Source organism: Boudabousia liubingyangii (genome assembly GCF_001907245.1).
GTDB classification, from domain to species: domain Bacteria; phylum Actinomycetota; class Actinomycetes; order Actinomycetales; family Actinomycetaceae; genus Boudabousia; species Boudabousia liubingyangii.
Genome location: NZ_MQSU01000002.1, coordinates 50,286 through 76,661, shown reverse-complemented (window position 1 = coordinate 76,661; position 26,376 = coordinate 50,286). Strand labels below are relative to the sequence as shown.

Sequence of the window (26,376 nt, the reverse complement as noted above, 5' to 3'; positions counted from 1 at the left end):
AAGGAAAGACTAAAAGTATGAGTTTAGACCGTTTAGCCCCCTTGCCGGAAAAATTCCCCACCGCTGATGCCCCAGATCGGGTCAGCGCTGATGGTCTAGAAGCTAAATGGGGCCAGCACTGGGAAGAGACTGGCACCTTCACCTTCGAAAAAGACGCCCCGCGCGAGGACGTTTTCTCCATCGATACCCCGCCGCCCACCGTCTCCGGTTCCCTACACGTCGGCCACGTCTTCTCATACACTCACACTGACGTTCTAGCTCGCTTCCAGCGCATGAACGGTAAGGCCGTCTTCTACCCCATGGGTTGGGACGATAACGGTCTCCCCACCGAACGCCGCGTCCAGAACTACTTTGGCGTCCGCTGCGACCCCACCCTCCCCTACGAGGAAAACTTCATCCCCCCTCACGAGGGTGGCGAAGGCAAGTCCATTAAGGCCGCTGACCAGAAGCCGATCAGTCGTAAGAACTTCATTGAACTCTGCCAGCGACTAACCGCGGATGACGAGCAGCAGTTCGAATCCCTCTGGCGTCACTTGGGCCTATCCGTGGACTGGAACTTCACCTACCAGACCATTGGTGATAACGCCCGTAAGGTCGCCCAGGCAGCTTTCCTAGGTAACCTAGAGCGCGGTGAAGCCTACCAGGCCGAAGCCCCCGGCCTTTGGGACGTTACCTTCCAGACCGCGGTAGCACAGGCAGAGCTGGAAGCTCGCGAATACCCGGGCCACTACCACTCACTAGTCTTCCGCACCGAAGACGGCAAAGATGTAGTCATTGAAACTACTCGCCCGGAATTGCTGCCCGCTTGTGTGGCGCTAATCGCCCACCCGGATGATGAGCGCTACCAGCACCTCTTCGGCACCTCCGTAACCTCCCCGGTCTTTAATGTTTCCGTCCCGGTTCTAGCCCACCCGGCCGCCGAAAAGGACAAGGGTGCCGGTATCGCCATGTGTTGTACCTTCGGTGATATCACCGACGTGCAGTGGTGGCGTGAACTAGAACTGCCCATGCGCTCCGTCCTTCGCAAGGACGGCCGCCTGCTAGCTGAAGTTCCTGAGTGGATCACCGATGAAGCTGGCCGCGAGCTCTACGAACGTTGTGCCGGTAAGACCACCTTCAGTGCTCGTAAGGAAATCGTCGAGGCCCTCCAGGCCGCTGAACTAATGCTCGGTGAGCCCAAGCCCACCCAGCGTATGACCAACTTCTTCGAAAAGGGTGACAAGCCCCTAGAAATCGTAACCTCTCGTCAGTGGTACATCCGCAACGGTGGTCGCGAATTTACTCGCGATGGCAGCCAGACTGACCTCCGTGAAGAGCTAGTCTCCCGCGGTCAGGAACTAGCCTTCCACCCCGATTTCATGCGCGTCCGCTACGAAAACTGGGTTAAGGGTCTAAACACCGACTGGTTGATCTCCCGTCAGCGCTTCTTCGGCGTTTCCCTACCGCTGTGGTACCGCATCACCGAATCTGGTGACGTGGACTACCAGCAGGTCCTCACCCCCGAGCTCGCCCAGCTTCCGGTTGACCCCTCGGTCGACTGCCCGCCCGGATTCTCTGAAGACCAGCGTGATGTCCCCGGTGGTTTCACCGCCGAAATCGACATCATGGACACTTGGGCAACCTCGTCCCTAACTCCCCTACTAGCCACTGGCTGGTTGCGCGATGAGAACCTCTTCAAGAAGCTCTTCCCCATGACCGTCCGCCCGCAGGGTCAGGACATCATTCGTACTTGGCTATTCTCTACCGTGGTCCGTTCCCACCTAGAGTTCAACTGCCTCCCCTGGCAGCACGCCACCATCTCCGGCTGGATCCTAGACCCCGACCGTAAGAAGATGTCCAAGTCTAAGGGCAATGTGGTGACCCCCATGGGGCTCCTAGAAAAGCACGGTTCGGACGCCGTTCGTTACTGGGCAGCCTCGGCACGCCTAGGCACTGACGCCACCTTCGACGAGGCTCAGATGAAGGTTGGCCGTCGCTTGGCGATTAAGCTGCTGAACGCCTCTAAGTTCGCCCTGACCATGGATGCGGAAACCCACCAGGTGGCCCTAGATCCTAAGCTAGTTACCCAGGCTGTGGACCGCGCGGTCCTCGCCCAGCTAGCAAAGGTCGTCACCAGTGCGACCGAGGCCTTCGAAGCCTTCGACCATACTCGTGCCCTAGAGATTACCGAAACCTTCTTCTGGCACTTCACCGACGACTACTTAGAGCTCGTAAAGGAACGCGCCTACAACCGTGACGGTATCTGGCCCGAGGAGGAAGCCGCCTCCGCTCGCGCCGCCCTGGCCCTAGTCGTTAACACCGTGGTTCGCCTCTTGGCTCCCTTCCTGCCCTACAGCGCGGAGGAAGTCTGGTCCTGGTACCGTGAAGGTTCCGTCCACTTGGCCGCTTGGCCGACCGTCGACGAGTTTGGTGAAGCCCCCGCTGGTGCCGAACTGCTAGAGGTAGCCGCTCAGGCTCTGATGGCACTTCGAAAGATCAAGTCGGAGGCCAAGGTTTCCCCGAAGACTCCGATCCTGAAGGCTGTGCTTTCCGTGCCGGAAGCTTCCGTCGCTGATCTTGAAGTAATCCGCACTGACCTTGAAAAGGCTGCCGTCGTTACCGGTGACCTAGTCTTCGAAGCTGCCTCTGTTGAGGCGGTTGAGATGGCTGAACACGAACTCGGTGAACCGCCGGCGAAGCGAAAGTGATCCAATGTTTGGTGATAAAGCCCCCGACCCGTTAGCAGAGCAACCTGAAGATCAGCTAGCTCAAAACGATCCTGAAAGTGCCGGTCAGACCGAAGTATTTGAATGGCATGGCCCGGTCATGGCCAAGACTGATTCTTCTATGACCCTGCCGTGGATTCTGGCAGACCGCGTCGAGCGTACCCCGCATGGGACACTGATCGAGGTTCGCAACTCCCTGGGTCGTGGGTGGCGTCGTGTCTCGGCCAAGGATTTTGCCGCTGACGTGATGAGCACTGCGCGTGGTTTGGTGGGCTTGGGCCTGCAGCCGGGTGATTCGGTGGGCATCATGGCGCACACTTCCTATGAGTGGACCCTGCTAGATTTTGCTGCTTGGTCAGCCGGGCTAGTCCCGGTGCCGATCTATGAGACCTCTTCCTCGGAACAGATTTCTTGGATTGTCTCTGATGCTAATGTGCGGATGGTGATCACTGAAAATGCCACCATGCGTCGCCTAGTGCGCGCTTCGGTTGAAAAGGATCAACTGATCGACGTCCTTGCTCTTGACGATTCCGGTATCGTCCGCATTAAGGAAGCCGGCCGCGAGGTAGCCCAAGCGGTCGTGGAGGAACGCAGCGCCGCGCTGAATACTGATTCACTAGCGACGATTATTTACACCTCTGGCACCACTGGTCGCCCCAAGGGGGCTGAGCTTACTCACGGTAATTTCACCATCCTGGCGATGAATGGCCACGAGTGGATGCCTGATGTGGCCAAGGGCCGCGACTCGCGCCTACTCTTGTTCTTACCTTTGGCGCACGTGTACGCTCGCTTCCTGCAGATTTTCCAGATCTCTGGTGGTGGCGTTTTGGGTCATACCCCGAACGTGAAGAGCCTCTTGGATGATCTGGCCTCTTTCCGGCCCTCTTACCTGTTGGCGGTACCCCGCGTCCTCGAGAAGATTTACAACTCGGCAGAGGCCCAAGCCGCCGCTTCTGGCACTAAGAGCCGTATCTTCCGCTGGGCAGTACGTACTGCGATCGCTTATTCGCAGGCTCTGGACACTGAAGAGGGCCCCTCGAAGACCCTAGTGTCGCAGCACCTCTTAGCTGATCGTCTACTGTATTCAAAGATTCGACACCTTCTGGGTGGGAACGTCAAAATGGTTATCTCTGGTGGCGGTCCCCTGGGTTTGCGTCTGGGACACTTCTACCGTGGTGCCGGCCTGCAGGTCCTTGAAGGCTACGGTCTGACCGAGTGCCTGATCGCTTCGGTAAATACCACGCGCCTGTCTAAGATTGGCACCATCGGTCCGCCCATCTCTACGGTGGCTTTCAAGATTTCTGACGAGGGTGAGATCCTAATTAAGGGCCCATCCGTCATGCGTGCTTACCGTAATAACGATAAGGCTAACGAAGAGGCCTTCACTGAAGACGGTTGGTTCCGCACCGGCGATATTGGTTCCCTTGATGTTGACGGCTATGTACGAATTACTGGTCGTGCTAAGGAACTGATCGTGACCGCCGGTGGTAAGAACGTGGCTCCGGCAGTCTTGGAAGATCCCCTGCGTGGTCACCCGTTGATTTCTCAGGTCGTAGTGGTTGGCGACAAGCGTCCGTTTATTGCGGCGCTAATTACCTTGGATTCGGAAATGCTACCTATGTGGCTACAGAATCACGGATTGCCTAATATGGACGTCGCGCAAGCGGCCCGACACCCTGAGGTGCTCGAGGCTCTTGACCGTGCGGTAGATCGGGCCAATGCGCAGGTTTCTAGGGCAGAATCAATCCGTAAAATCAAGGTCTTGGTAACTGACTTTACGGAAGATAACGGCCTGTTAACGCCGTCGATGAAGGTTAAACGACCAAATGTTTTGGCAACCTTTAAGGCTGAGATCGATGAGATCTATGGTGGCCCGGTAGAACGCGGTCACTGAGTGTATTAACCGCCTGCTAGGTCACTGCTGGGTCTCCCCTCTTATTAGGTTCTGACCCGTAAGGCCCTAAGACTGATTTTCCCTCCTCAGCTTTGCTGGGGAGGGAAATGTTTTAGTTCTGTTGTTCTTTTCGAATCGCTTCGTGGTGATGAATGACTTCTTTGATGATGAAGTTAAGGAATTTTTCTGCGAACTCGGGATCAAGCCCGGACTCTTCTGCTTTAGCACGCAGACGTTGGACCTGACGGGCTTCCCGCTGGGGGTCTGCGGGTGGCAGCTTTGCTTCAGCTTTTAGACGTCCAACTCGTTGGGTGCAACGGAATCGTTCTGCCAGCGTGTGCACTAGGACAGCATCGAGGTTGTCGATGGTGTGTCGTTCTTGCTCTAGCTGGGCTAGATAGTATTCCTGATCGTCGTGGTTTGAGGTCATACTAGGCGCTCTTTCGCTTTGGCATATCAGCAATGGTGGTTAGCACGGGGTCGGCCCCTTCGGTAACGACCTCTTCGGTGATGGTGACCTTCGCGATGCCGGGAACTGAGGGCAGTTCGAACATGGTTTCAGCCAAGACATTCTCAATAATCGAGGAGAGAGCGCGCGCACCAGTCTGCCGGTCTGCGGCGATTTGGGCCATGGCGGTAATGGCTTCGGGAGTGAACTCTAGTTCCACGTTATCTAGGGCGAATAGGTGCTGGTATTGCTTGACCAGGGCGTTCTTGGGCTCAGTTAGAACCCTGGCTAGGTCAGCTACGGATAGTTCACTTACGGTGGTCACCACGGGTAGACGACCGATGAATTCAGGGATCATTCCGAACTTGTGTAGATCTTCGGTGGTTACCTGCGCGAAGAGGTCACCGTGCTCAGCATTCGATTTAAGGTCAGAGCCGAAACCAGTGGAACGCTTACCTAGGCGCGCCTTGACGATGTCGTCGACACCAGCAAAGGCTCCCGCGGCAATGAAGAGAATCGAGGAAGTATCGATCTCGATGAATTCTTGGTGCGGGTGTTTACGTCCCGGGCTGGGCGGAACGGAGGCTTTGGTGCCTTCGATAATCTTTAGAAGGGCCTGCTGTACGCCTTCACCAGAGACGTCTCGGGTAATGGAGGCATTTTCGGCCTTGCGGGCGATCTTGTCGATTTCATCAATGTAGATAATGCCGCGTTCTGCGCGTGAAACATCACCGTCAGCCGCTTGAATGAGTTTGAGTAGGATATTTTCTACGTCTTCACCAACGTAGCCGGCTTCGGTTAGAGCGGTGGCGTCCACGATCACGAAGGGAACTTCAAGTAGCTGAGCTAGGGAGCGGGCTAGGTGGGTTTTACCAACGCCGGTGGGGCCTAGCATGAGGATATTTGATTTGGTCATCCCCATGGAGTTGTCGGCGCCTTCCGGGGCGCCCGCATTAACCCGTTTGTAGTGGTTGTAGACGGCAATGGAGAGGGCCCGCTTGGCGCGTTCTTGGCCGATGACGAAACGTTCGAGGAAAGCGAAGATTTCCTTGGGTTTCGGTAGTTCGCGTAGCGTAATGGGAGCAGCCGTATTGGAGGCTTCTTCGGCGAGGATTTCGTTACAGAGTTCCACACATTCATTACAGATGTACACACCGGGTCCACCGATGAGTTTACGGACTTGTTTTTGACTCTTTCCGCAGAAAGAGCATTTGAGCAATTCCGTCGTGTCAGTAATGCGAGCCATTAGCCCTCCCAGGTTTGGGCGTGTATAGGGTCTTCCTAGAATACGTTTATTATCGCTGATTTTCTGGCGGACACACAGATTTCGGCGAATGGGAAGCTCCCATTCGCCGAAATCTTAGGTTTTTGTGAGTAAAGTAGCGTTTCTACTACTTACTGGCCTCAGTTGTTGCGACGGCTGCTGACGATGTCGACGGCAACTGCCAAGATGACGACTAGGCCCTTGATGACCTGCTGCCAAGCCGGGTCGACGCTGAGGATGGAGAGGCCCATGTTCAGCACACCCATGATTAGCGCACCGATAATCGCGCCGGAGATCTTACCCTTACCGCCAGAGACTGCGGTACCACCAATGAAGGCGGCGGCGATGGCGTCTAGTTCGAACATGTTACCGGCGTTGGAAACTGCGGCACCGGAGCGGGCGGTGGTTACGACACCGGCTAGTGCTGCTAGGATGCCCATGTTTACGAAGACCATGAAGTCAACGCGTTTGGTGTTAACACCGCTTAGCTGTGCGGCTTTTAGGTTGCCACCTACGGCGTAGATGTGACGGCCGAATACCGTGCGTCCCATTAGGAGGCTGTAGAGCACGACCAGCACGCCGATGATGACTAGCACGATTGGGGTACCACCGGCAGATAGGGCGAGCAGGTAGGTTAGGTAACCAATACCTAGTGATACTAGTACGATCTGGCCGATCCACAATCCCATGGAGATGGTTTCTTCAGCGTGTGCAGCCTTCTTCTGGCGGCTGCGGAAGGAACTGTAGACGAAGGCCAGGATGGTAACTGCACCTAGGATCAGGGTGACGACGTCTAGGTCGCCGGCAAAGCCTAGCCAGTTCGGAACTGAACCATTGGCGATCGCATTGAAGCCAGTGGGAAGGCTGGAAATAGTGCGGGCTACCAAAAGGATTGTGAGGCCGCGGAAGATCAGCATGCCACCTAGGGTCACGATGAAGGCGGGAACTCCCACGTAGGCTACCCAGAAGCCTTGCCAAGCTCCAATAACTGCACCGACTACTAGGCCGAGGAGGATCGCTAACGGCCAAGATAGTGCCCATTGACTGATCGTGTAGGCGACGATACCACCAACTAGACCTACGGTAGAGCCGACGGATAGGTCGATGTGTCGAGCGATAATCACCATGGTCATACCAATGGCCAGGATCATCACGTAAGCGTTCTGCTGAATAAGTGAAGCCACGTTGTTGGGGTCTAGCAGACTGCCCTTAGAAATCGCTTGGAAGAAAATAATGATGATAACAAGGGCGCCCAGAATACCGTATTCCCGGACGTTAATCCCTAATTTTTTACTTAGGTTAGACATGTTTATTTTCCATCCTTTTCCAGGGTCATAAGTTGCATCAAGCTTTCTTGGGTGGCATCGCCCTTATTTAGGCAGCCGGTGATTCGGCCGTATGCCATGGTGTAAATGCGATCGCATACACCTAGGAGTTCCGGTAGTTCGGAAGAAATCATTAGGACTGCTTTGCCGTCATCGGCTAGGCGGTCAATAATCTGGTAGATTTCGAACTTTGCGCCCACGTCAATACCGCGGGTAGGTTCGTCTAGAATCAGCAGTTCCGGATCAGTGTAGATCCACTTCGAAAGTACGACCTTCTGCTGGTTACCACCAGAGAGCGAAGAGACTTCATTATCCATTGAAGAGACTTTAATTCGCAGATCACGAATAAAGTCAGAGACGATCTTTCGCTCATTGTGCTGGTTGACTACGCCATTATGGGAGGTCTTTCCAAGAGCAGCCGCAGTGGTATTACGTCGAATCGATTCGATTAGGTTAAGACCTAGACTCTTGCGGTCTTCAGGCACGTAGGCTAGGGATGAAGCAATCGCCTGGCGCACGGTTTTGGTATTTAGTTCTTGGCCGTTCTTGGTAACTTTACCGCCTAGGTAGTTGCCATAGCTGCGTCCGAAGATACTCATTGCCAGCTCGGTTCGTCCAGCGCCCATTAGGCCTGCTAGCCCGACGATTTCTCCAGCCTTGATTTCGAGGTTGGCTTTATCAAGTACCAAGCGGGAAGGATCTTCCGGATGGGAAACCGTCCAGTCTTCGATCTTGAAGACGTCACTGCCTACACTGGCTTGGTGTTCGGGATAACGGTTTGAAAGATCACGACCCACCATGTGCTTAATAATCTGGTCTTCGGTCACGCCTTCTTTAGAGTGCATGTCCAAAGTGGTGATGGTTTGACCATCACGGATGATGGTGGTGGAATCAGCGATAGCTGCGATTTCATTCAGCTTGTGACTGATGATAATCATTGAGACGCCCTCATCACGCAGTGAGCGCATCAGGTCCAGCAAGTGTGCCGAGTCCTCATCGTTTAGAGCGGCGGTGGGCTCATCTAGAATCAGTAGCTTTACTTCTTTAGATAGGGCCTTGGCGATTTCGATGAGTTGCTGTTTGCCGACGCCGAGTTCGCCGACCGGGGTATCAACGTTGACGTCGAGACCCACCCGGGTTAGTAGCTTGCGGGCGTTGGCCCGGGTGGTGTCCCAATCGATCAAGAAACCTTTGCGGTTTTCGTTTCCTAAGAAGATGTTTTCTGCGACAGAGAGGTAGGGGCTCAGGGCAAGTTCCTGGTGGATGATCGCGATCCCGACTTTCTCAGAGTCGCGCACCGACTTGAACTTGCAAACCTCACCTAGGTATTCAATGTCTCCCTCATAGCTGCCGTACGGGTAGACCCCGGACAGGACGTTCATGAGGGTGGATTTACCGGCACCGTTTTCCCCACAGATGGCGTGTACTTCACCGCGTTTTACGGTTAGGTTTACGTCACTGAGGGCTTTAATGCCACCGAATGCCTTGGTAATGGACTTCATCTGCAAGATGACTTCATCTGTGAGCATTCTTCCCCCTTTTTCTTTCTTATCGCTGTCTTCTTAGTTTAGTTTCTATTTTCTAGACTCAGAGGCCTAGGTCAGACTTGCTGTAGAAACCGGAGTCAACGAGCTTTTCGTTGATGTTTTCCTTGGTGATGGTGACCGGGTCAATTAGGTAAGCCGGAACAACCTTCTTGCCGTTATCGTAAGTTTCCTTGTCGTTAACGGTGACGTCCTTACCTTGTGCGACCTCGTCAACCATCTTGGCGACAACCTCACCTAGGGTACGGGTATCCTTCCAAACGGTCATCGACTGTAGACCAGCAATGATGTTCTTGACGTTTGCTTCGTCAGCATCCTGACCGGTTAGCTGCGGGTATTCGGGGCCAGCCTGGTAGCCAGCGGCAACTAGAGCCTGGGTAATACCTAGAGCGATAGAGTCGTTCGGAGATAGGACAGCCTGTACCTTCTTATCCTTGTAGAAGGTGTTTAGACGGGTCTGCATTTCGTCCTGTGCGGACTTTAGCGACCATTCCTTAATACCGATGGACTGCCACTGATCATTGGTCTTGGGAGCCTTGCCGGAAGGAACCACTAGGGCGCCCTTTTCAACGTAGGGGTTTAGCACGTCCCAAGCGCCAGCGAAGAAGAAGCTAGCGTTGTTGTCATCGGGAGAGCCGGCGAAGGGTTCGAAGTTAATGCCGGTCTTACCCTGGTCTAGGCCTAGAGCCTTGACTAGGTATTCACCCTGCATCTTGCCGACCTTGTAGTTATCGAAGGTGGCGTAGAAGTCAACGGATTCGGTATCACGGATCAGGCGGTCATAAGCGATGACCTTGACGCCCTTAGCGTGAGCCTTATCGAGGGTGGGAGCAAGTGCGGAGCCATCAATGGAGGCTACGACTAGGATCTTGGCGCCCTTGTTGACCATGTTTTCGATCTGGGAAATCTGGTCGCCAACCTTGTTGTCAGCGTACTGGAGGTCGGTCTTGTAGCCCTGCTTATCCAGTAGTTCCTGCAGGTGGGCACCGTCGCGGTTCCAGCGTTCTAGGGACTTGGTGGGCATGGAAATACCGACTAGCTGGTCGGATGCGTTGGTGCTTTCAGCTGAGCTACCGGACTTGCTGTCCGAGCTGCGGGTATCCGAGCAGGCGGCGGTGCCTAGTGCTAGGGCGGCGCAGGCGAGGACGGCGCTAATCTTCTTGAGTGAAGCCATCTTGGGTTCTCCTTTGATTCTTTTAGTAGTCGAGCGCACGGTTGCGGGCTCGTTCTAGGGTTTCGGTGTAGTCGCCCTTGCGGGGCAGTTCAGCAGCATCGGTGGTCCATTCAGGTAGTTCCCCAAGGGCTACCCATGCTGCTTGGCGTGCGGCACCGAGAGCCACGTATTCGCCGGGTTCCGGGGCGGTTACGGGAACGCCCAGGATGGGACTAATGAATTCGGTAACGGCGGTGGACTTTGCTCCCCCACCGATTAGTACGGCCTGTTCAATGCCGGCTCCCACTTCGTTCATGGCGTCGAGGGCGTAACGCATGAGGGCGCAAAGGCCTTCGCAGGTTGCTCGAGCTAGGTTTTCAGGAGTGGTATTTTCCATGTTCATACCGGTAAAGCTGGCAGTGGCCTCTGGCAGGTTCGGGGTCCTCTCGCCCGCGAAGTACGGGGTCAGAGTAATACCGCCGGCGCCCGGTTCGGCTTTGAGGGCCAGTTCATCGAAGGTTCGGTAGTCCACCTGCATCATGCGGGCGACTACGTCAACGATTCGAGAAGCGTTAAGGGTGCAGGCCAGAGGTAACCAGTTGCCGGTGGCATCTTGGAAACCAGCGACTAGCCCTGAGGGGTCAGAGACCGGCTGGCTAGAGACTGCCGCGACCACACCAGAAGTGCCTAGAGAGACGGAAGCGACGCCGGGTTCTAGGCCTAGGCCGAGGGCGGCGCCGGCATTGTCACCGCAGCCGGGGCCGATTTTAACTTCGGACTTGGTGTATTTTTCGCTAACGGTCTGGGTGCTCTCTGAGGGGGCGAGGACGCGCGGCAGGATGATTTCTTTTGCCGCTTCCTCGTCGATCTTTAGGGCTAGTGCCAGGAGGTCATAACGGTAGTGGTCGCCACTTAGGTCAAAGTAGGCGGTACCGGAGGCATCGGAACGATCTGTGGTTAGCGTGTTCAGATCTTCTGAACCGGATAGCTTCCAGCTCAACCAGTCGTGTGGGAGGCAGATCGCGCGGATACGAGCGGCGTTTTCCGGCTCATTGTCGGCTACCCAACGTAGTTTAGTGGCCGTGAAGGAGGCAACGGGGACGCTACCGGTAGCTTTGGCCCAGGCTTCTTTACCTGCTTCGACGTCACCGTTTCCGAGTTCTTCAATGAGGTCTTCTGCAGCCTTCGCGGAGCGAGTATCGTTCCAGAGGAGGGCGGGACGGATTACTTCACCCTTTTCGTCTAGCAGGACCATGCCATGTTGCTGGCCTGCGACGCTGACTGCTAGGCAGTCATCGAGGCCGCCAACCTCTGAGAGGGCCTGTTCAAGGGCGTCTAGCCAAGCTTGCGGATCAACTTCTGTTCCGTCGGGGTGTTTGGCCGAAGCTTGACGTACGATCTTGCCACTGTTGGGGTCGCAGACTAGTACTTTTACAGATTGGGTGGATGAGTCGATTCCGGCTACATACTTTGTCATTTTTGTCCTTTACGCTGATCTACCGTCTTTGGTGATGCGAGGGGGCTGGTTCGTCGTTGAACCGATTGGTGGCTTTTCGGGGCCCACTGTGATTGCGGGCCCCGAAAAGCCCTAGTAGCTAGTTAATGGGTCAGCCGATTAGGTGACGCATTGCCTGCTGGTGTAGCTCTACGAAGTGGTAGTCGCGTGCGGCTAGGGCATCAACGTCTACATCTTCGTTGGCATTCATGAAATCGTCGTAGCTTTCGCCGGCGGCTAGGGTCGGTTCAGCTAGTTCGAAGACACCGGACTGACGCATGAGTTCCTGGGTACGAGGATCCTCACGGAAGGCCTTAGCCTTTTCAGCCAGCATTAGGTACATTTCCATGTTGGCAGCGGCGGTTTCCCAGACGCTGTCCATGCCATCGGTACGAGCCGGCTTGTAGTCGAAGTGGATGGGGCCTTCGTACTTGGGGCCACCGTTGGGGAAGCCGTTGACTAGTAGGTCGACGGTGAAGAAGGCGGAGATTAGGTCGCCGTGGCCGAAGACCTTGTCCTGGTCGTACTTGATGCCGGACTGGCCGTTTAGGTCGATGTGGAATAGCTTGCCGGCGTTTAGACCCTGAGCTAGAGCGTGGGTGTAGTTTAGGCCTGCCATCTGCTCGTGACCAGTTTCGGGGTTTAGACCCACAACGTCGCCGTTTTCTAGTTCAGCGATTAAGGCTAGGGCGTGACCAACGGTGGGTAGGAAGATATCGCCACGGGGTTCGTTCGGCTTGGGTTCTAGGCCGATGCGTAGGTTGTAGCCCTTTTCCTTGATGTAGCCAGCGACGGTGTCTAGGCCTTCCTTGTAACGATCGAAAGCTGCGTTTAGATCCTTGGAGGAATCGTATTCAGAGCCTTCACGGCCGCCCCACATGACGAAGGTGGTGGCGCCTAGTTCAGCGGCTAGGTCAACGTTGCGCAGGATCTTCTTGAGGCCGAAGCGGCGGATGTTGCGATCGTTGTTGGTGAGACCGCCATCCTTGAAGATCGGGTGGCTGAAGGTGTTGGTGGTAACCATTTCGATGGTTAGGTCGTGTGCCTTAGCAGCTTCGGCTAGCTTTTCGACGCGGGCGGCACGTTCGGCGTCAGAGGCGTCGAAGGCCCAGACGTCGTTATCGTGGAAGGTAAAGCCCCAAGCGCCTAGTTCAGCGAGCTTTTCGGCGTAGGCCCAGGGATCAAGTGCGGGACGGGTCGGTTCACCGAAGGGGTCACCAGCAGTCCAGCCCACAGTCCAGAGGCCGAAAGAGAATTTATCCGAAGGTTGTGGTTTGCGCATTTCTGCTCCTCATCTTTGAGTTTTTATTTGGATAGAAACTAAACTAATCCTTTTTTGCGGTATAGTCAAACTATGGAAAGCACGAAAAATAGTGGTACGGATCAAATTCCAAAGACGAAATCCGACAAAAAACGTGGTTTTATCCCCGGAAACCTCAGAGAACTAAACCTACAAACCGTTTTAAAAATCTTCCTCGAGGCCGACGGACCCGTTTCTCGCGCCCAAATTGCCCAAAGAGCGGGCATTACTCGAGCGACGGTCTCCAAATTGACCGAAGAGTTTCTAAATGCTGGTTTTCTGCGCCCTGCCAAGGATTTAGACCAAGAACTCGATAAGGGACCCGGACGCCCCGGCATCCCCATGGAAATCAATCCGGAAGCACTTTTCGCGCTAGGATTAGCTGTTAACGTTTCAGGACTTTCGGCCCGATTAGTCTCTTTAAGTGGTGCCACAGTCGCCCTCGAAAGCGTCGACCAGGACCTAAGGTACAGAGATCCAGAAGAAGTCCTAGAAAGATTACGCGGCTTAGCCCTTAACTGCCTACAGGCCCTTAAAAAGTATCCTCAGGGACGCCTATTGGGCGCTTGCCTTTCCCTCCCCGGCCTAGTGGACGAGGACGCCCGCTACCTTTTGCGCGCCCCTAACCTCGGCTGGAATGACCGAGATTTTACGGAGTACTTACAAGGTTTTGTAACAGGCCAGACCTACCTGCAGGTAGCCAACGAATCTAACGTCACCTCCCAGGTGGTTAGGGCCAAGCGCCCCGGCGGCGTCGTCAAGCATGATTCATTCATCTTTATCTCGGGTGAGATTGGCATTGGTATGACCGCGGTTTTGGACGGCCAAATCCTTAATGGCGCTAATGGCTGGGCCGGCGAAATCGGCCACGTTTGCATTGATCCTAACGGGGCTCTGTGTACTTGTGGCGCCCGTGGTTGTTTGGAAACGGTCACCGGTAGGCGCGCCCTAATGAATAATGCCGGTCGTCCAGTTACCACCCCCGGTGCAGACCTGTTGAAGGCGATTGCCGACGGTGATCATCTAGCCCAGAAGGCGGTAGCTAGAGCTGGGCGAGCCTTAGGCCAAGCCCTAGCAGGCGTAGTAAATGTTCTAGATATCCACACCATCGTGCTGGGCGGTCACCTAGCAGAATTAACGGAAGCCTTGCGACCTACAATCCAGCAAGAGCTCAATCAAAGAGTACTTTCCAGTAACTATGCACCCAACCAAGTACTGGCGGGTTCTTCCGATGTCGATTTACCTTCTCTAGGTGCGGCATTCCAAGTTTTTGACCACTTCTTAACTGAACCTGAACGCTGGCTCTAAATAATTGTTTATCCCATAAACTATTTGGTTTCTGGAATTGTTTTGGGGTGGGTTTAGGAAGTTTTAAAACTTCCTAAACCCACCCCAAAACTTTGAGTTATTTAGATGAACCCTACTCAGCGCGGGGCTTTCCGCGACTCTAGTACCTGGTCGATCAGGCCGTATTCGAGGGCCTGCTGAGCGGTCAGGATCTTGTCACGATCAATATCGCGGGAGACCTGCTCGGCGCTACGCCCGGAGTGTTCAGCTAGGGTATTTTCTAGCCACGCACGCATACGGTCCATTTCGTCAGCCATGATCTCAATGTCCGAGGCCTGGCCGCGCATGCCTTCCATAGCCGGCTGGTGAATCAAGACGCGAGCGTTGGGTAGTGCCAGACGCTTTCCAGGAGAACCAGCAGCCAGCAGCACAGCGGCCGCAGAGGCTGCCTGCCCCAAGCAGACAGTCTGAATCTCTGGGCGAATGTACATCATGGTGTCGTAAATAGCAGTCAAAGCAGTAAAGGAACCACCGGGGCTGTTAATGTACATGGTGATCATGGCGTCGGGATCCTGAGATTCGAGCACCAGCAGCTGCGCCATCACATCATCCGCAGAAGCGTCGTCTACCTGTACGCCTAGGAAGACGATTCGGTCTTCGAAGAGTTTGGCGTAGGGATCTTGGCGCTTAATGCCGTAGGCGGTACGCTCCTCGAATTGAGGTAGAACGTAGCGGGCTTGCATATCTGGTTTCACTAGTCCCTGCGGGGTGTAAATAGTCATCTTTTTCCTTTAATCGTAATAAAAGCTATCTGCTGGGTGAGCTTAGCTCACTCCCCCGCCGCCAGAAACGGCGTCTGAACCTGAGACCACGTGATCGATGAAGCCGTATTCTAGGGCTTCTTCAGCAGTGAACCAGCGGTCGCGATCAGAATCTGCCAGGATCTGCTCTAGAGACTTGCCGGTACGATCCGCGGTGATTTGGGCCAGGGTTCGCTTCATCTGAATAATGAGATCGGCATTAATGCGAATATCTGCAGCAGTACCACCAGCACCACCAGAAGGCTGGTGCATCAGAATGCGAGTATTGGGGGTAGCGTAGCGCTTACCTGGAGCTCCGGAAGTTAGTAGATGCTGCCCCATAGAGGCTGCCATACCCATGGCCACAGTGGCGACGTCAGGCTTGATGAACTGCATGGTGTCGTAGATTGCCATACCGGCGGTAACAGAACCGCCGGGGCTGTTGATGTAGAGGTAGATGTCGCGGTCGGGATCTTCCGCAGCTAGCAGCATCATCTGGGCGCAAATGAGGTTCGCATTGTCGTCACGAACTTCTTCACCTAGCCAGATGATACGTTCTTTCATCAGTCGGGAGTACACATGCTGGCTGATGCCCTGGGCAGCCACGCTGTTGGCATCATTCATGGTCATCGGGTAGTTCACAGACTCTCCTTATTTCTGTTTTCTGGCGCAAGGTTTTATGGCCGTAGATTATTAAACTAACGCGTGGACGCACTTTTTGCTTTCCCGAGGGCGCTCCTTTCACTTTCAGCGCAGGTAGAGAAAAGTCTCCCCGAAGTTCATAACTGAACTTCGGGGAGACTTTAAGTTTTTCCTTGAGGTTAGCCCTCAGGGTTTAGACTCACTTATCGCCTTCGGTTTCCTTCTTGGCGGCGGTCTTCTTGGCCGGAGCCTTCTTAGCGGCAGGCTTCTTAGCAGCGGTCTTCTTAGCGGCCGGCTTTTCTTCGCCTTCAGCTTCCTTCTTGGCGGCGGTCTTCTTGGCCGGAGCCTTCTTAGCGGCAGGCTTCTTAGCAGCGGTCTTCTTAGCGGCCGGCTTTTCTTCGCCTTCAGCTTCCTTCTTGGCGGCGGTCTTCTTGGCCGGAGCCTTCTTAGCGGCAGGCTTCTTAGCAGCGGTCTTCTTAGCAGCGGGCTTTTCTTCTTCAGCTGCTTCTTCGCCTAGGGCGTCCTTGGTGAATTCGCTCATGTCGACAGCGTTGCCATCGGAGTCCTTGACGGTAACCTTAGCTAGGGAGAGGGCCACAGCCTTGGTGCGGGCTAGTTCGGCGTAGACGGCGGCCATCTGCTGCTGGTCAGAGAGGAGCTGCTGCGGTTCGATGCCGTAGGTCTGGGAGGCCTGGAAGACGAACTGTAGTAGGTCCTGCTGGTCTACCTGAGCGCCAGTTTCTTCGACTAGGCGGTCAAGTAGGATTTCCTTGCGGAGGGATTCTTCGGCCTGGGCGCGAAGTTCCTTTTCGTCACCTTCGCGGCCTTCGATGGCTTCGTTGATGACACCGGCGGGTAGCGGTAGTTCTACCTTTTCGACTAGGACCTCAACTAGGCGGTCACGAGCTTCAACGGCCTGTTCAGCGCGCTTCTGGTCACCGATCTGCTTTTCTAGGTCTTCGGTTAGTTCTTCGACGGTGTCGAATTCGGAGGCTAGCTGGACGAAGTCTTCATCTACCTCGGGTAGTTCGCGGACCTTGACGGAGCGAACGACGGCCTTGATGACGGCCTTTTCACCAGCGTGCTCGCCGCCGGCTAGGGTGGATTCGAAGGTGGCGTCTTCGTCAACGTCTAGGCCGATTAGGGATTCGTCTAGTCCGTCGATCATGGTGTGGGAGCCAACCTCGTAGGAGACACCGGCCATGGAGTCGATTTCTTCGTCATCGATGGTGGCGGTTAGGTCGATGGAGACGAAATCGCCGTCCTTGACGGGGCGGTCGGCAGCCTTTAGGGTGCCGAAGCGCTTACGTAGGTTTTCTAGTTCAGCGTCAACGTCAGCCTTTTCGACCTTGACCTGATCAACGGTGATTTCAATGTCGCCTAGTTCGGGTAGGTCGAATTCGGGAACGCGCTCTACCTCGGCGGTGAAGACTAGTTTGCCTTCGAAGGCGCCGCTTTCAGCGGGGATCTCTTCGATGGTAACTTCCGGCTGGGCTAGCGGCTGGATGTTGTTTTCAACTAGGGCGTCACGGTAGAAGCCGCCTAGGGACTTGTCAATAGCGGTCTGGATGACGTAGGAACGGCCAATCCGCTGGTCGATGATACGAGCAGGAACCTTGCCCTTACGGAAGCCAGGAATGCTGACCTGCTCTGAGATTTCCTTGTAGGCAGCCTTCATGGGCTGGTCTAGTTCTTCAGCGGGGACCTCAACCGTGAGCTTAACCTTAGTCGGTTCGAGGTTCTTGACGGTGCTCTTCACGCGAATGCTCCAATATTAATAGCTAGTAGTTACGGCGCATTTGGCGCCCAGTCATACCCATCAATCCTACTATCTTCCGACAAACTGTGAGCGGTAATGGGATTATGGGTTCTCACACAGCGCAAGCGCAGGTTCCGTAGAAGGTAGGGTATTCTTTAATCTAGCTGAAAAATCCGCATTCTAGGAGGCTGCTTTCTTGAATCGTAAACCGATCAATCCCCGTTTCCAACGCCCTTGGTATAAAGACTTAACCAAGCCCGGGTGGTTTTTTATGGTTTTAGCGATCGTTTGCATCCTGGCTCAGTGGTATATTTTTGCGGCGATTGGCGATCCCACCTCTAGTTATTATCTTTCGGTTCGTGCCTATCACGTGGCTAATGTGCTGCTGGTTGTTGGTTTTGCCGCCACCATCGCCTTTGCGATTTCTGCTTGGCGAACTCTTGAGCGTCGCCGGAACGAGATCGATAGAGAGCTCGGCTATAAAGCTTTTAAGGATCTTTCCTAACCAGATCATAAATATTAAGAATGCGCCTCCCCTGTTTTCAGGAGTGGCGCATTCTTCTTTCACCGATTATTTTTCTGTTCGCTTCCGGTTAGCGCGTACCAGTTGCGAGGTCGCTCCGACACCAAGCAGCATAAAGCCGGCACCAACCCACAGGGGAACGGTAGAGCCACTCACGAAAGCTTCCGATAGCTTTTGGGTGACTAGTTCACGGGTTTGGGGGTCTAGTTGCGCGGCGCGACCGTTACCTTCACGCAGGGACATCAGGATTGACCCGGCCGAGGGTGCGAGGCTCTTTTCCATCATCGTCTTAGCTTGCGGGGGTAGGTTGGTAACTTCGCTGAGGGCACCTTCTGCGTGAGCCCCCACGGAGCTGGCCATGATGGTGGCGATTACCGCAACGCCTAAAGCCGATCCCAGCTGACGAACCGTAGACTGAGTTGCGGAACCTTGACCGGATTTGGCAGCCGGCACATCCACTAGGATGGTTGAGGTTAGCTGGGCCGAAGCGAGTCCTAGGCCCGCACCGTAGATAACCAGCGGCAGATCGATCAGCCAGGTCGCAGTTTCAGGGGTGATTATGACTGCCACTAGGGCAATTCCAATGGCTTCCAGAACTAGACCTAGCATGGCCGTTTTTGCCGCTGTAATTTTACGTGCCAGAGGGCCTGCTAAGCCGCCGGAAATGAAGGCTCCGATGGCCATCACAGCCAGCACCCAACCAGCCCGAATCGGGGTTAGCCCTAGGACATTTTGCAGGTAGAGCGGAAGTACGAACAGCAAACCGAACTCGCCCATGGCCACGACCATGGCGGCAATATTGCCCCAGGTAAAAGTCGTTAGTTTAAAGAGAGTTACATCTAGCAGAACGTTACGTCCATGGGCGACGCGCTGTGCTTCTAGGTTTACGAAGGCGATCAAAGAGATTACCCCAATAATTAGCCCTAGTGCCGCCGGAGAGATGCTCCAGCCTTCCGCCCAAGTACCTGCCTTGGCAGACCACCAGCCCAGTGAACGACCTTCAACCAGTCCAAAGACGGTGGCTCCCATGCCAATGCCAGAGAAAATAAATCCTAGGTAGTCAAAGTTGGCAAAGCTGAGCTTTTGGTAGTTTGCCAATTCTGCTTCGTTTAGCTCATCTATTTCCTTGGTTTGCGGCACCCAGAGGAAGGCGCCTAGGGCGATTAGGGCGGCTAACGGGATGTTGATCCCGAAAATCCAGCGCCATGAGAAACTACCGGTGAGCCATCCGCCCAATAGTGGACCTAACGCTGCCGCACCAGAGATCGTGGCACCCCAGATCCCGAAGGCCATGGCTCGTTCACGTCCTCGGAAAGTGGCGTTAACGGTTGAGAGCGTGGCAGGTAAGACAAAGGCACCACCGATTCCCTGCAAGAATCGTGCCGCAATGAGCGAGTCCGCGCCACCCGCTAAGCCGGCAGCGACAGATCCTAACGCGAAAAGAGTAATGCCAATGTAGAGCATATTGCGGCGACCATAGGTATCCCCTAGGCGGCCGGTTGTAATCAGTAAGGCGGCAAAGATTAGGTTGTAGACCGTTGTAACCCACTGCGCTTCAGTAAAGGTGAGCGGCAGGTCGGCAATCATAGTCGGCAGAGCGACATTCACGATCGTGCCATCGATGACGATTAGTGAGACAGCTAGCGCTAGAACGCCTAGCGACTTAAAACGATTTGGGTCTTGCGACTTATCTACCACGTTTGTGGGTTTAGTTTTAGTTTCCATTTATTCCTCCAATACGATAAACCAAGTTTATGACACACTGTCAGAACAAACAACTACCCCCGCTGTCTATTTCACCACTTTATGACACAATGTCACAAAGCCGCTAAGGACCCCTCACGCTTTCCAAATTAAAAAACGGTGAGGGAGCAAGCCCTAAAGCTCACTCCCTCACCGCAGATGCTGCACCAGGTTTAAGAATCCATAAGAACCCAAATAAACCTGACACTCAGCATTTAGTGACGCTCTTCAACTGTCTCAGACAGTTCGACAGCATCCCCTTCTTCGGTGCGACCAAGCACACCACTGGTTTCATCACTGTGGGTTGCCATCAGCACTACACCAAAGAGCAGGCCGCCCCAAACGATTAGCAGATAGACCACCATCATTGCGATTGCTTGTCCGGTCATCACTTTTCTCCTTCTTGAGTCATCGGCTTGCTAGCTGCCTGTTCACGTAGGGCTGCTTTAGCAGAAAGCTGGAATTCTTTCGGTACGTCAAAGCTGGTCCCCTTAGGCCAGGCCACCGCACTGAGCAAAATGGAGCCTAGGTAGATCACTAGGGACAACAACCAGCCGTATACCAATAGCTGCGTGCCGGTGTAGCCACCATAGGGGCTCTGAACTAGATCCCAGAAGTTACCGACGAAGGTAACGGTTAGAACCACGGGGGTTAGAACGCCAACGCAAGCAATCCACCAGACCTTGGTAGGTAGGGTTGAGACCGCATCTAGGTGATCGCGTAGGACCGGGAACATACCTGCTCCCCAACCGACGGCTACCAAGGTAACCGCAGCGATTAGCACGATGCCCATTACGTTGATGAAGGCATCCATGATGTCTAGAGCCGGTAGACCAGAGGTGGTCGGTAGTAGTACGACGGAGATAACTGCAGCTAGGCCACCAACTAGGATTACTGCCGGACGGCGGGAGAGGTTGAACTTGTCCATGCAGGCACTGATCGGTACCTCGATGATCGAGAACATTGAAGTAAAGCCAGCCAGCAGTAGGGAGCCAAAGAACAGAACGCCGAAGATGGGACCACCGGGCATAGTGGAGATGATCTGCGGGAAGGCGATGAAGGCTAGACCGATACCATTGGTCACTACGTCACCGATTTCCTGACCGGACTGGGTGGCCATGAATCCTAGGGCCGAGAAGACGCCGATGCCAGCTAGAACTTCGAAGGATGAGTTTGCGAAAGCAACGGTCCAAGCGGTGGTGGTGACGTCAGTGCGACGCTTGAGGTAGGAGGCCTGGGTCAGCATGATGCCGAAGCCAACAGCCAAGGAGTAGAAGATCTGACCGTAGCCAGCCATCCAAACACCAGGCTTGGTAAGGGCTTCCCAGTTCGGGGTGAAGAGTGCGTTTAGGCCGGCAGATGCGCCTTCTAGGGTGAGCGCACGGGCGGTGATCGCGATGAATAGCACGATCAGCGTCGGAACCGCGAACTTGGAGACCTGGCCAACACCACGTTCCACACCGAAGGACATAACTAGCAATAGCGCCAACCAGATGACGATTAGTACAACTGTCAGTACGCCCAGATACTTGCCACTGTAGGTGGAAGAGCCATCCATCTGGAGGAAGTCTTTGAAGAAGAAGTCATTGGGCTTGTCGCCCCATGCCAGAGTGAATGAGTAGTAGGTGTAGAAGGCCGCCCAAGCCAAGATGGCCATGTAGTAGACCGCGATGAAGAAGGTAATTAGGGTCTGTACCCAACCTAGCGGTTCTGCCCAGCGGGCAATGCGACGGAAGGCTAGCGGCGGGGCGGCGCGGAAGCGGTGCCCGATCGCGTAGTCGAAAAACAGCATGGCTACACCGCCGGTGACCAGAGCGATGACGTAAGGGATCAGGAAGGATCCGCCACCGTTCTCGTAAGCAATGTATGGAAAACGCCAAATGTTTCCCAGACCAATTGCAGAGCCGATGGCGGCGGCTAAGAACATTGGCCTGGAGGACCAGGTTTCTCTAGGTTTGTTTTCCATAGTTTTACCTCTAACTATTTGTTTTGGAATATAAAAAAATCCCGGACCATTTAGTCTCGGGATAGCACGCAAGGAGAACGGGTCGCTAGGAAATCCTTGCGTGCCCGCTAATAATCAGGTTTGCGTTACTCATGGCAGAAATAATATCCAATTCTTGCAATTTGTCTTCTTGAAATAGGCATTTTGTGTACTATATCGCGTTTCGTTCCGGGTTTTCTCATTTATGCATTAAAAAGATATGCAATTTTTGGGCCTTAAGTCATCTAAGTGCACAATTTGGACAAGCAGACGAACACTGTCCTCTGGTCAAACATAGCAAAAGGAGGATGCGCTATCGCATCCCCCCTTCAACTAGTAGGCCACAGATACGTCGCCCAGAATCGCCATACCGATTCCACCGGACATTTCAACTGTTAACTATTTTCTCTGTCCTTGGTCTTTCAAAACCTCTGCTAGTCGCTCAATGGCCGGCAGATAGACCTCAGGGCTAATCGCCGCATTCAGACGCAGATAGCCAGGATGATCCCCAAAACCTAAACCGTTACTAAATCTGATCCCCGCTGCGCGAGCCAACTTTTGGAAATCCGCCTCGGTCTCATAGCCGGGCACATGCACCCACTGCAGGAAGGTCCCTTGCGGCACGTAGGTATGGACTCCCGGGACTGCATTCAATATCTCGGCGCCCTGTTCTAGATTATTTCTAATCAGAGCCTTAATGTGGGCCAGCCACGGACTTCCCTGAGTCCAAGCTGCAATTGCGGCGGGAATGGCGAAGTAGTTCGGATTATGGATGCCACTGGCACGCTTGATCTGTTCCAGCCGCGCTTTTAGCTGCGCATTCCCGGTAAAGGCGACAGCCGCTTCCGCCCCCGCTAATGAGAAGGTCTTACCGGGAGATTGGAACTGAATAATTCGTCCTGCGACAAACAATTCGGGCGCTACCTTCGCCAAAGGCTGGTAGCGGTTTTGATCCCAAACAAAGTCGGCATGAATATCGTCGCACAGCACCAAGACCTGCGGGCAGTTAGCAACTACCCTGGCGATCCCTTCCAGTTCTGCCTGATTAAAAACCTTTCCGGTGGGATTATGTGGGTTCGTAAGCAAGAACGCGTCCGCGTCCCGAAGAGCCGCCTCCAGCGCCTCAAAGTCCAGCGGGTAAACATCCCCCTCCCCCGGTTCTAAGGGCAGATACTCCATCTCACAGCCATTAGCTTCCAGGACTTCAACGATGGGTTCGTAGGCGGGCGTATAGGTGACCACCTTGGCGCCCTCCCCTAGCTCGTATTTAGCTAGGGCCGCGACGGCTAGGATGATGCGCGGGAAGAAGACCGCTAGGTCAGCCTCTGGAGTCCAGTCGTGGTGTTGCTGCTGCCAGTTGCGCGCAGCCTCGTAAAAATCTGGGAAGAGCTCGGTATAACTGTAGCGACCGTCCTCGACTGCCTTACGCAGAGCTGCTTTTACGACCTCGGGGGTGGAAAATTCGAGGTCAGCAATATTTAGCGCGAGGGCGTCCGGCTCCCCGTTAGCGCGCGCCAGATCCCACTTTGCCGACCAGCGCCCATAGGGATCATGGAAGGCCGTATCGTATACGGGGGCGTCCGCTATTTCCGTTCCCGAGGGCGTGTGCTCACTGGGCTTTGGGGTCTTTAGGGCGGACATGGGAACTCCTCACAACGACGTGCTTTTACTGGCTACAAATTAACAGAAAAAATGCGATTCAGTAATCAGATTTTGAGCCCTAATGCTTAATCTCGATTTTTTCGTGCAGTTTCCGTAGCGGCTTTGGAGCCCACCAGTTCCAACGTCCCATAATCGTCATGGTGGCGGGTACTAGCAGCATCCGCACCAAGGTCGCATCGGTAATGACGGTCAAAGCAAGCGCAATGCCGATTTCTTTGATCGGTACTAGCTCGCCAGCAACAAAACCGAAGAATACCGCTACGATGATCACCGCTGCCGAGGTCACGATTCGCCCTGAGCGCTGCAAACCAATCTGGACCGCACGGTCATTATCTTCGGTCTGATCCCAGTATTCTTTGATGCGCGCCACCAAGAAAACCTCGTAGTCCATTGACAGGCCAAAGCCGAAGGCTAGCACGCAGGCCACGATGAAGGTCTCTAGCCCCACTACCTGCGGCAGCCCAAGGTGCCCGCCTTGGAATAGCCACGTGGTTGCGCCTAGGGAGGCAACCAGCGAGAAGCAGTTTAGAATTAATGCCTTTAGCGGCACTATCAGGGATCCGGTCATGGCGAAGAGCAGGATAAACACCGCCCCGATCACGATCCCGGAAGCCGCTAGGGCGTGGTCTTTTAGACTCTGGTTTAGGTCTTCTTGGACTGCAGCTGGACCACCTACGACCATTTCTGGGTACTCGGTACGAATCTGCCGGACATCGCTTAGCACCTGATCACTGAGCGGATCTTGCTCTCCCATGTGAATATCCAGTTTCAGATAGTCAGGGTTTTCACTTACCGGCTGCGCGGTTACTAGGGTCACCCCGGGATAGCTTTCCAGTTTTTCTTTTAGGGCTTCTACATTTCCAGATTTCGCCGGATAGAGCGCTTGGATCTGGGCGGTCGCAAGGGCTGGATACTGGGTTTGGACCTGCTCATAGGCAACCTTTTGCTGTGATTCTTGCGGTAGGTAATCGTGCATATCCGTGCGCACTTTTAGCTGCCCTACGGGCACACTCATGACAATCAGAATCCCGGTAATTATCAAGGTGGTGATGATGGGGCGCTTCTGGATGTCCTTGGCAAGTTTGGAAAAGATCCCGTGGTCATCGCTTTGGTCCCCGACCCCTTGAGAGAGTTTCCTGAGCCCGGGGATTCGGCTTAGGATTCCGGGGCGGATTAGGTAGCGAGCGCTTAGTAGGATTAGGGCTGGTACTAGGGTGAGTGCGGCAGCCACGGCAATTAGGGTGGCTAGGACGCCTCCGTAGCCGATCATTTTGAATACGGCGTTGGGGAAGACGAAGAGTCCACTAATGGCTGCCGCGATTGTGACCGCGGAGTAGAAAACGGTGCGCCCGGCGGTTTGGATTGTCACTTGGACGGCTTTTGCGACATTTGGTTGACGAGGGCGCCGGGGGAACCGTTTTTCGTCCAGTGGCTGGGTTTGACGGAGGATTTCTTCTCTAAAACGGCTCACAATTAGCAGACCGTAATCGATTGAGAGGGCCAAACCAATGATGGTGATGATGTTTATGACGAAGCTATTTACGTCCATCAGGAAGGTGATGGTCCAGACGCCTGCCAGGCTGACCACGATTGCGGCAACTGCACCCGCCAGCGGGAGTCCCGCAGCTATGACCCCGCCGAAGATTACGACTAGCAGTAGTAGCGCGACTGGCAGGGAGATTAACTCACCTTTTGCTAGATCTTCGCGGCTCAGGTCGTTGATTTCTTCACCGATTAGTTTTTCAGAAAGACTATTAACTTTTAGATTGGGAAGTTTTTGGTCTTTTACCCACTGTTGGGCATAGTCTTCTACCTTATGAAGGCTGGCTAGAGTTTCGTTTCCGGTGGCTCCAGAAACCACTACTAAGAGGGCGAATCCCTCCTGGTTCTTTGCCAGCAATGCCTGGTTCCGTGGGTCTTGGAGATTTTCTAGGGGGTTAGTTATCTGTTTTACGCCGGGAATTTTTTGGATTTCTTCAGCAGCTTGGGTAACCTTTGGCTGAATTTGGGGCAGGTCTTGTGGAATTGCGATTCCGCTAAAGAGCAAGATTAGCTGTTCATTTTCTGAGTCTTCATTGATCAGTTCTACGAACTTTGCCGATTGGGTACCTTGGGTGGGCGTGATTTTGCTGGTTAGGCGATCGAAGAGCCCGTCGGTTCCGTAGCCCCCGAAAATCGCAAATAGACTGGCTGCTAAGAGGACGATCCAAGCCGCAAGGAAGCGCATGGGGTGTCTTATCACTCGAGTACTCAAATAATGGAACATTTGCCACCTCCTTTAGAAGGAGAGACTCAACCCCTGCTTAGTTCAAATATACCGTTTTTTGACAGGCAATGAAACTGGCGAGGGTTGGCACTTAGGCGAGGGGCAGCAAAGAATCATCATTGATGTCTATATTGGCAAATCTTGCAGGCGCGCACTGGGAATAAATCCTTACAGCTCTTGGTTATTTTGTACAACAGCCCAAAAAATCTGCCAAGAATAGGACTATAGTTCAATCCGTACTGAACTCATTGCCATAATCACATTACTTTGATGTCGAATTTGCACATTAAAGCATTTCTTCGACGGACGATATGTATTACTATTCTTAGTGGATTGAAACTATTAGGAGGATCCAATGACCGAAAAAGAAAATCTAAACGTAGATTCTAAGGAAATCCCGGAAATCGAAGATGTGCGTGTAGCTCCGTACACTCAGCAGGTTGTTCCTGAAGATGCTCCGGTAGAAGAAGCTTACGCTCAGCCGCGCGTTGAGAATGCTTACCCCCGCGCTTACCCTCAGCCTTTCGAGGATCCCACTGAGCGTAAGGCAAAGAAGTAATCTTTGAATCCAAAGATTGCTTA

Annotated in this window: 20 protein-coding genes; 5 read left to right on the top strand and 15 right to left on the bottom strand. The window is 54.1% G+C overall.

Features of this window, described 5'->3' with window-relative positions:
• Positions 1–17: 17 nt before the first annotated feature.
• Both valS and BSR28_RS02820 read left to right on the top strand, forming a co-directional pair.
• Positions 18–2,687 carry a valine--tRNA ligase gene (valS, locus tag BSR28_RS02825; RefSeq protein WP_073713299.1) on the top strand — a complete coding sequence of 890 codons (2,670 nt, stop codon included), beginning with the start codon at positions 18–20 and terminating at the stop codon, positions 2,685–2,687.
• A gap of 4 nt (positions 2,688–2,691) precedes the next feature.
• Positions 2,692–4,599 (top strand): AMP-dependent synthetase/ligase, encoded by a 1,908-nt coding sequence (locus BSR28_RS02820; RefSeq protein ID WP_073708868.1) that lies wholly within the window; start codon positions 2,692–2,694, stop codon positions 4,597–4,599.
• A gap of 112 nt (positions 4,600–4,711) precedes the next feature.
• On the opposite strand, the gene BSR28_RS02815 is transcribed toward BSR28_RS02820, so the two are convergent.
• From BSR28_RS02815 to xylA, 7 genes are all read right to left on the bottom strand, one after another.
• Positions 4,712–5,029: a chorismate mutase gene (locus BSR28_RS02815; RefSeq protein ID WP_073708867.1), complete on the bottom strand. Its 318-nt coding sequence runs from the start codon at positions 5,027–5,029 to the stop codon at positions 4,712–4,714.
• 1 nt (position 5,030) lies between these two features.
• Positions 5,031–6,293: an ATP-dependent Clp protease ATP-binding subunit ClpX gene (clpX, locus tag BSR28_RS02810; RefSeq protein WP_073708866.1), complete on the bottom strand. Its 1,263-nt coding sequence runs from the start codon at positions 6,291–6,293 to the stop codon at positions 5,031–5,033.
• A gap of 158 nt (positions 6,294–6,451) precedes the next feature.
• The gene (gene mmsB / locus BSR28_RS02805; RefSeq protein WP_073708865.1) at positions 6,452–7,618 is read right to left on the bottom strand and encodes a multiple monosaccharide ABC transporter permease; all 1,167 of its coding nucleotides are present in this window, start codon (positions 7,616–7,618) and stop codon (positions 6,452–6,454) included.
• A gap of 2 nt (positions 7,619–7,620) precedes the next feature.
• Positions 7,621–9,165, bottom strand: a complete 1,545-nt coding sequence (mmsA, locus tag BSR28_RS02800; RefSeq protein WP_073708864.1) for a multiple monosaccharide ABC transporter ATP-binding protein — start codon at positions 9,163–9,165, stop codon at positions 7,621–7,623.
• Between the two features lie 58 nt (positions 9,166–9,223).
• Complete coding sequence (chvE, locus tag BSR28_RS02795; protein WP_073708863.1) at positions 9,224–10,354, bottom strand: multiple monosaccharide ABC transporter substrate-binding protein; 1,131 nt, start codon at positions 10,352–10,354, stop codon at positions 9,224–9,226.
• Positions 10,355–10,376: 22 nt separating this feature from the next.
• Positions 10,377–11,810 carry a xylulokinase gene (gene xylB, locus BSR28_RS02790; protein ID WP_073713298.1) on the bottom strand — a complete coding sequence of 478 codons (1,434 nt, stop codon included), beginning with the start codon at positions 11,808–11,810 and terminating at the stop codon, positions 10,377–10,379.
• A gap of 130 nt (positions 11,811–11,940) precedes the next feature.
• A complete protein-coding gene (gene xylA, locus BSR28_RS02785) occupies positions 11,941–13,110 on the bottom strand; it encodes a xylose isomerase (RefSeq protein ID WP_073708861.1) in 1,170 nt (389 codons plus the stop codon).
• 72 nt (positions 13,111–13,182) lie between these two features.
• Between xylA and BSR28_RS02780 the strand changes: the two genes are divergently transcribed.
• Positions 13,183–14,436: an ROK family transcriptional regulator gene (locus tag BSR28_RS02780; protein WP_083562971.1), complete on the top strand. Its 1,254-nt coding sequence runs from the start codon at positions 13,183–13,185 to the stop codon at positions 14,434–14,436.
• A 116-nt stretch (positions 14,437–14,552) separates the two neighbouring features.
• Here BSR28_RS02780 and BSR28_RS02775 read toward each other — a convergent pair whose 3' ends face one another.
• The 3 genes from BSR28_RS02775 to tig form a co-directional block, all read right to left on the bottom strand.
• Entirely contained in the window at positions 14,553–15,197 is a 645-nt protein-coding gene (locus BSR28_RS02775; protein WP_073708860.1) for an ATP-dependent Clp protease proteolytic subunit, read from the bottom strand.
• Positions 15,198–15,239: 42 nt separating this feature from the next.
• Complete coding sequence (locus BSR28_RS02770; RefSeq protein ID WP_089024671.1) at positions 15,240–15,845, bottom strand: ATP-dependent Clp protease proteolytic subunit; 606 nt, start codon at positions 15,843–15,845, stop codon at positions 15,240–15,242.
• A gap of 211 nt (positions 15,846–16,056) precedes the next feature.
• Positions 16,057–17,616: a trigger factor gene (tig, locus tag BSR28_RS02765; RefSeq protein ID WP_073713297.1), complete on the bottom strand. Its 1,560-nt coding sequence runs from the start codon at positions 17,614–17,616 to the stop codon at positions 16,057–16,059.
• Between the two features lie 196 nt (positions 17,617–17,812).
• Between tig and BSR28_RS02760 the strand changes: the two genes are divergently transcribed.
• Positions 17,813–18,121, top strand: a complete 309-nt coding sequence (locus tag BSR28_RS02760) for a hypothetical protein (protein ID WP_073713296.1) — start codon at positions 17,813–17,815, stop codon at positions 18,119–18,121.
• Positions 18,122–18,187: 66 nt separating this feature from the next.
• Here the strand turns inward: BSR28_RS02760 and BSR28_RS02755 are convergent, their stop codons facing one another.
• From BSR28_RS02755 to BSR28_RS02735, 5 genes are all read right to left on the bottom strand, one after another.
• Positions 18,188–19,864 (bottom strand): MFS transporter, encoded by a 1,677-nt coding sequence (locus BSR28_RS02755; protein ID WP_073713295.1) that lies wholly within the window; start codon positions 19,862–19,864, stop codon positions 18,188–18,190.
• Between the two features lie 233 nt (positions 19,865–20,097).
• Positions 20,098–20,271 (bottom strand): methionine/alanine import family NSS transporter small subunit, encoded by a 174-nt coding sequence (locus BSR28_RS02750; protein WP_073713294.1) that lies wholly within the window; start codon positions 20,269–20,271, stop codon positions 20,098–20,100.
• Positions 20,271–21,848: a sodium-dependent transporter gene (locus tag BSR28_RS02745; RefSeq protein WP_083562969.1), complete on the bottom strand. Its 1,578-nt coding sequence runs from the start codon at positions 21,846–21,848 to the stop codon at positions 20,271–20,273. Before BSR28_RS02745 ends, BSR28_RS02750 begins: the two co-directional genes overlap by 1 nt.
• Before the next feature lie 417 nt (positions 21,849–22,265).
• Positions 22,266–23,507: a MalY/PatB family protein gene (locus BSR28_RS02740; RefSeq protein WP_083562967.1), complete on the bottom strand. Its 1,242-nt coding sequence runs from the start codon at positions 23,505–23,507 to the stop codon at positions 22,266–22,268.
• Positions 23,508–23,586: 79 nt separating this feature from the next.
• Positions 23,587–25,794, bottom strand: coding sequence for an MMPL family transporter (locus BSR28_RS02735; protein ID WP_073713293.1), 2,208 nt, complete (start codon positions 25,792–25,794; stop codon positions 23,587–23,589).
• 355 nt (positions 25,795–26,149) lie between these two features.
• Here BSR28_RS02735 and BSR28_RS02730 point away from each other — a divergent pair, with 355 nt between their 5' ends.
• A complete protein-coding gene (locus tag BSR28_RS02730; protein WP_073708854.1) occupies positions 26,150–26,353 on the top strand; it encodes a hypothetical protein in 204 nt (67 codons plus the stop codon).
• Positions 26,354–26,376: the final 23 nt, after the last annotated feature.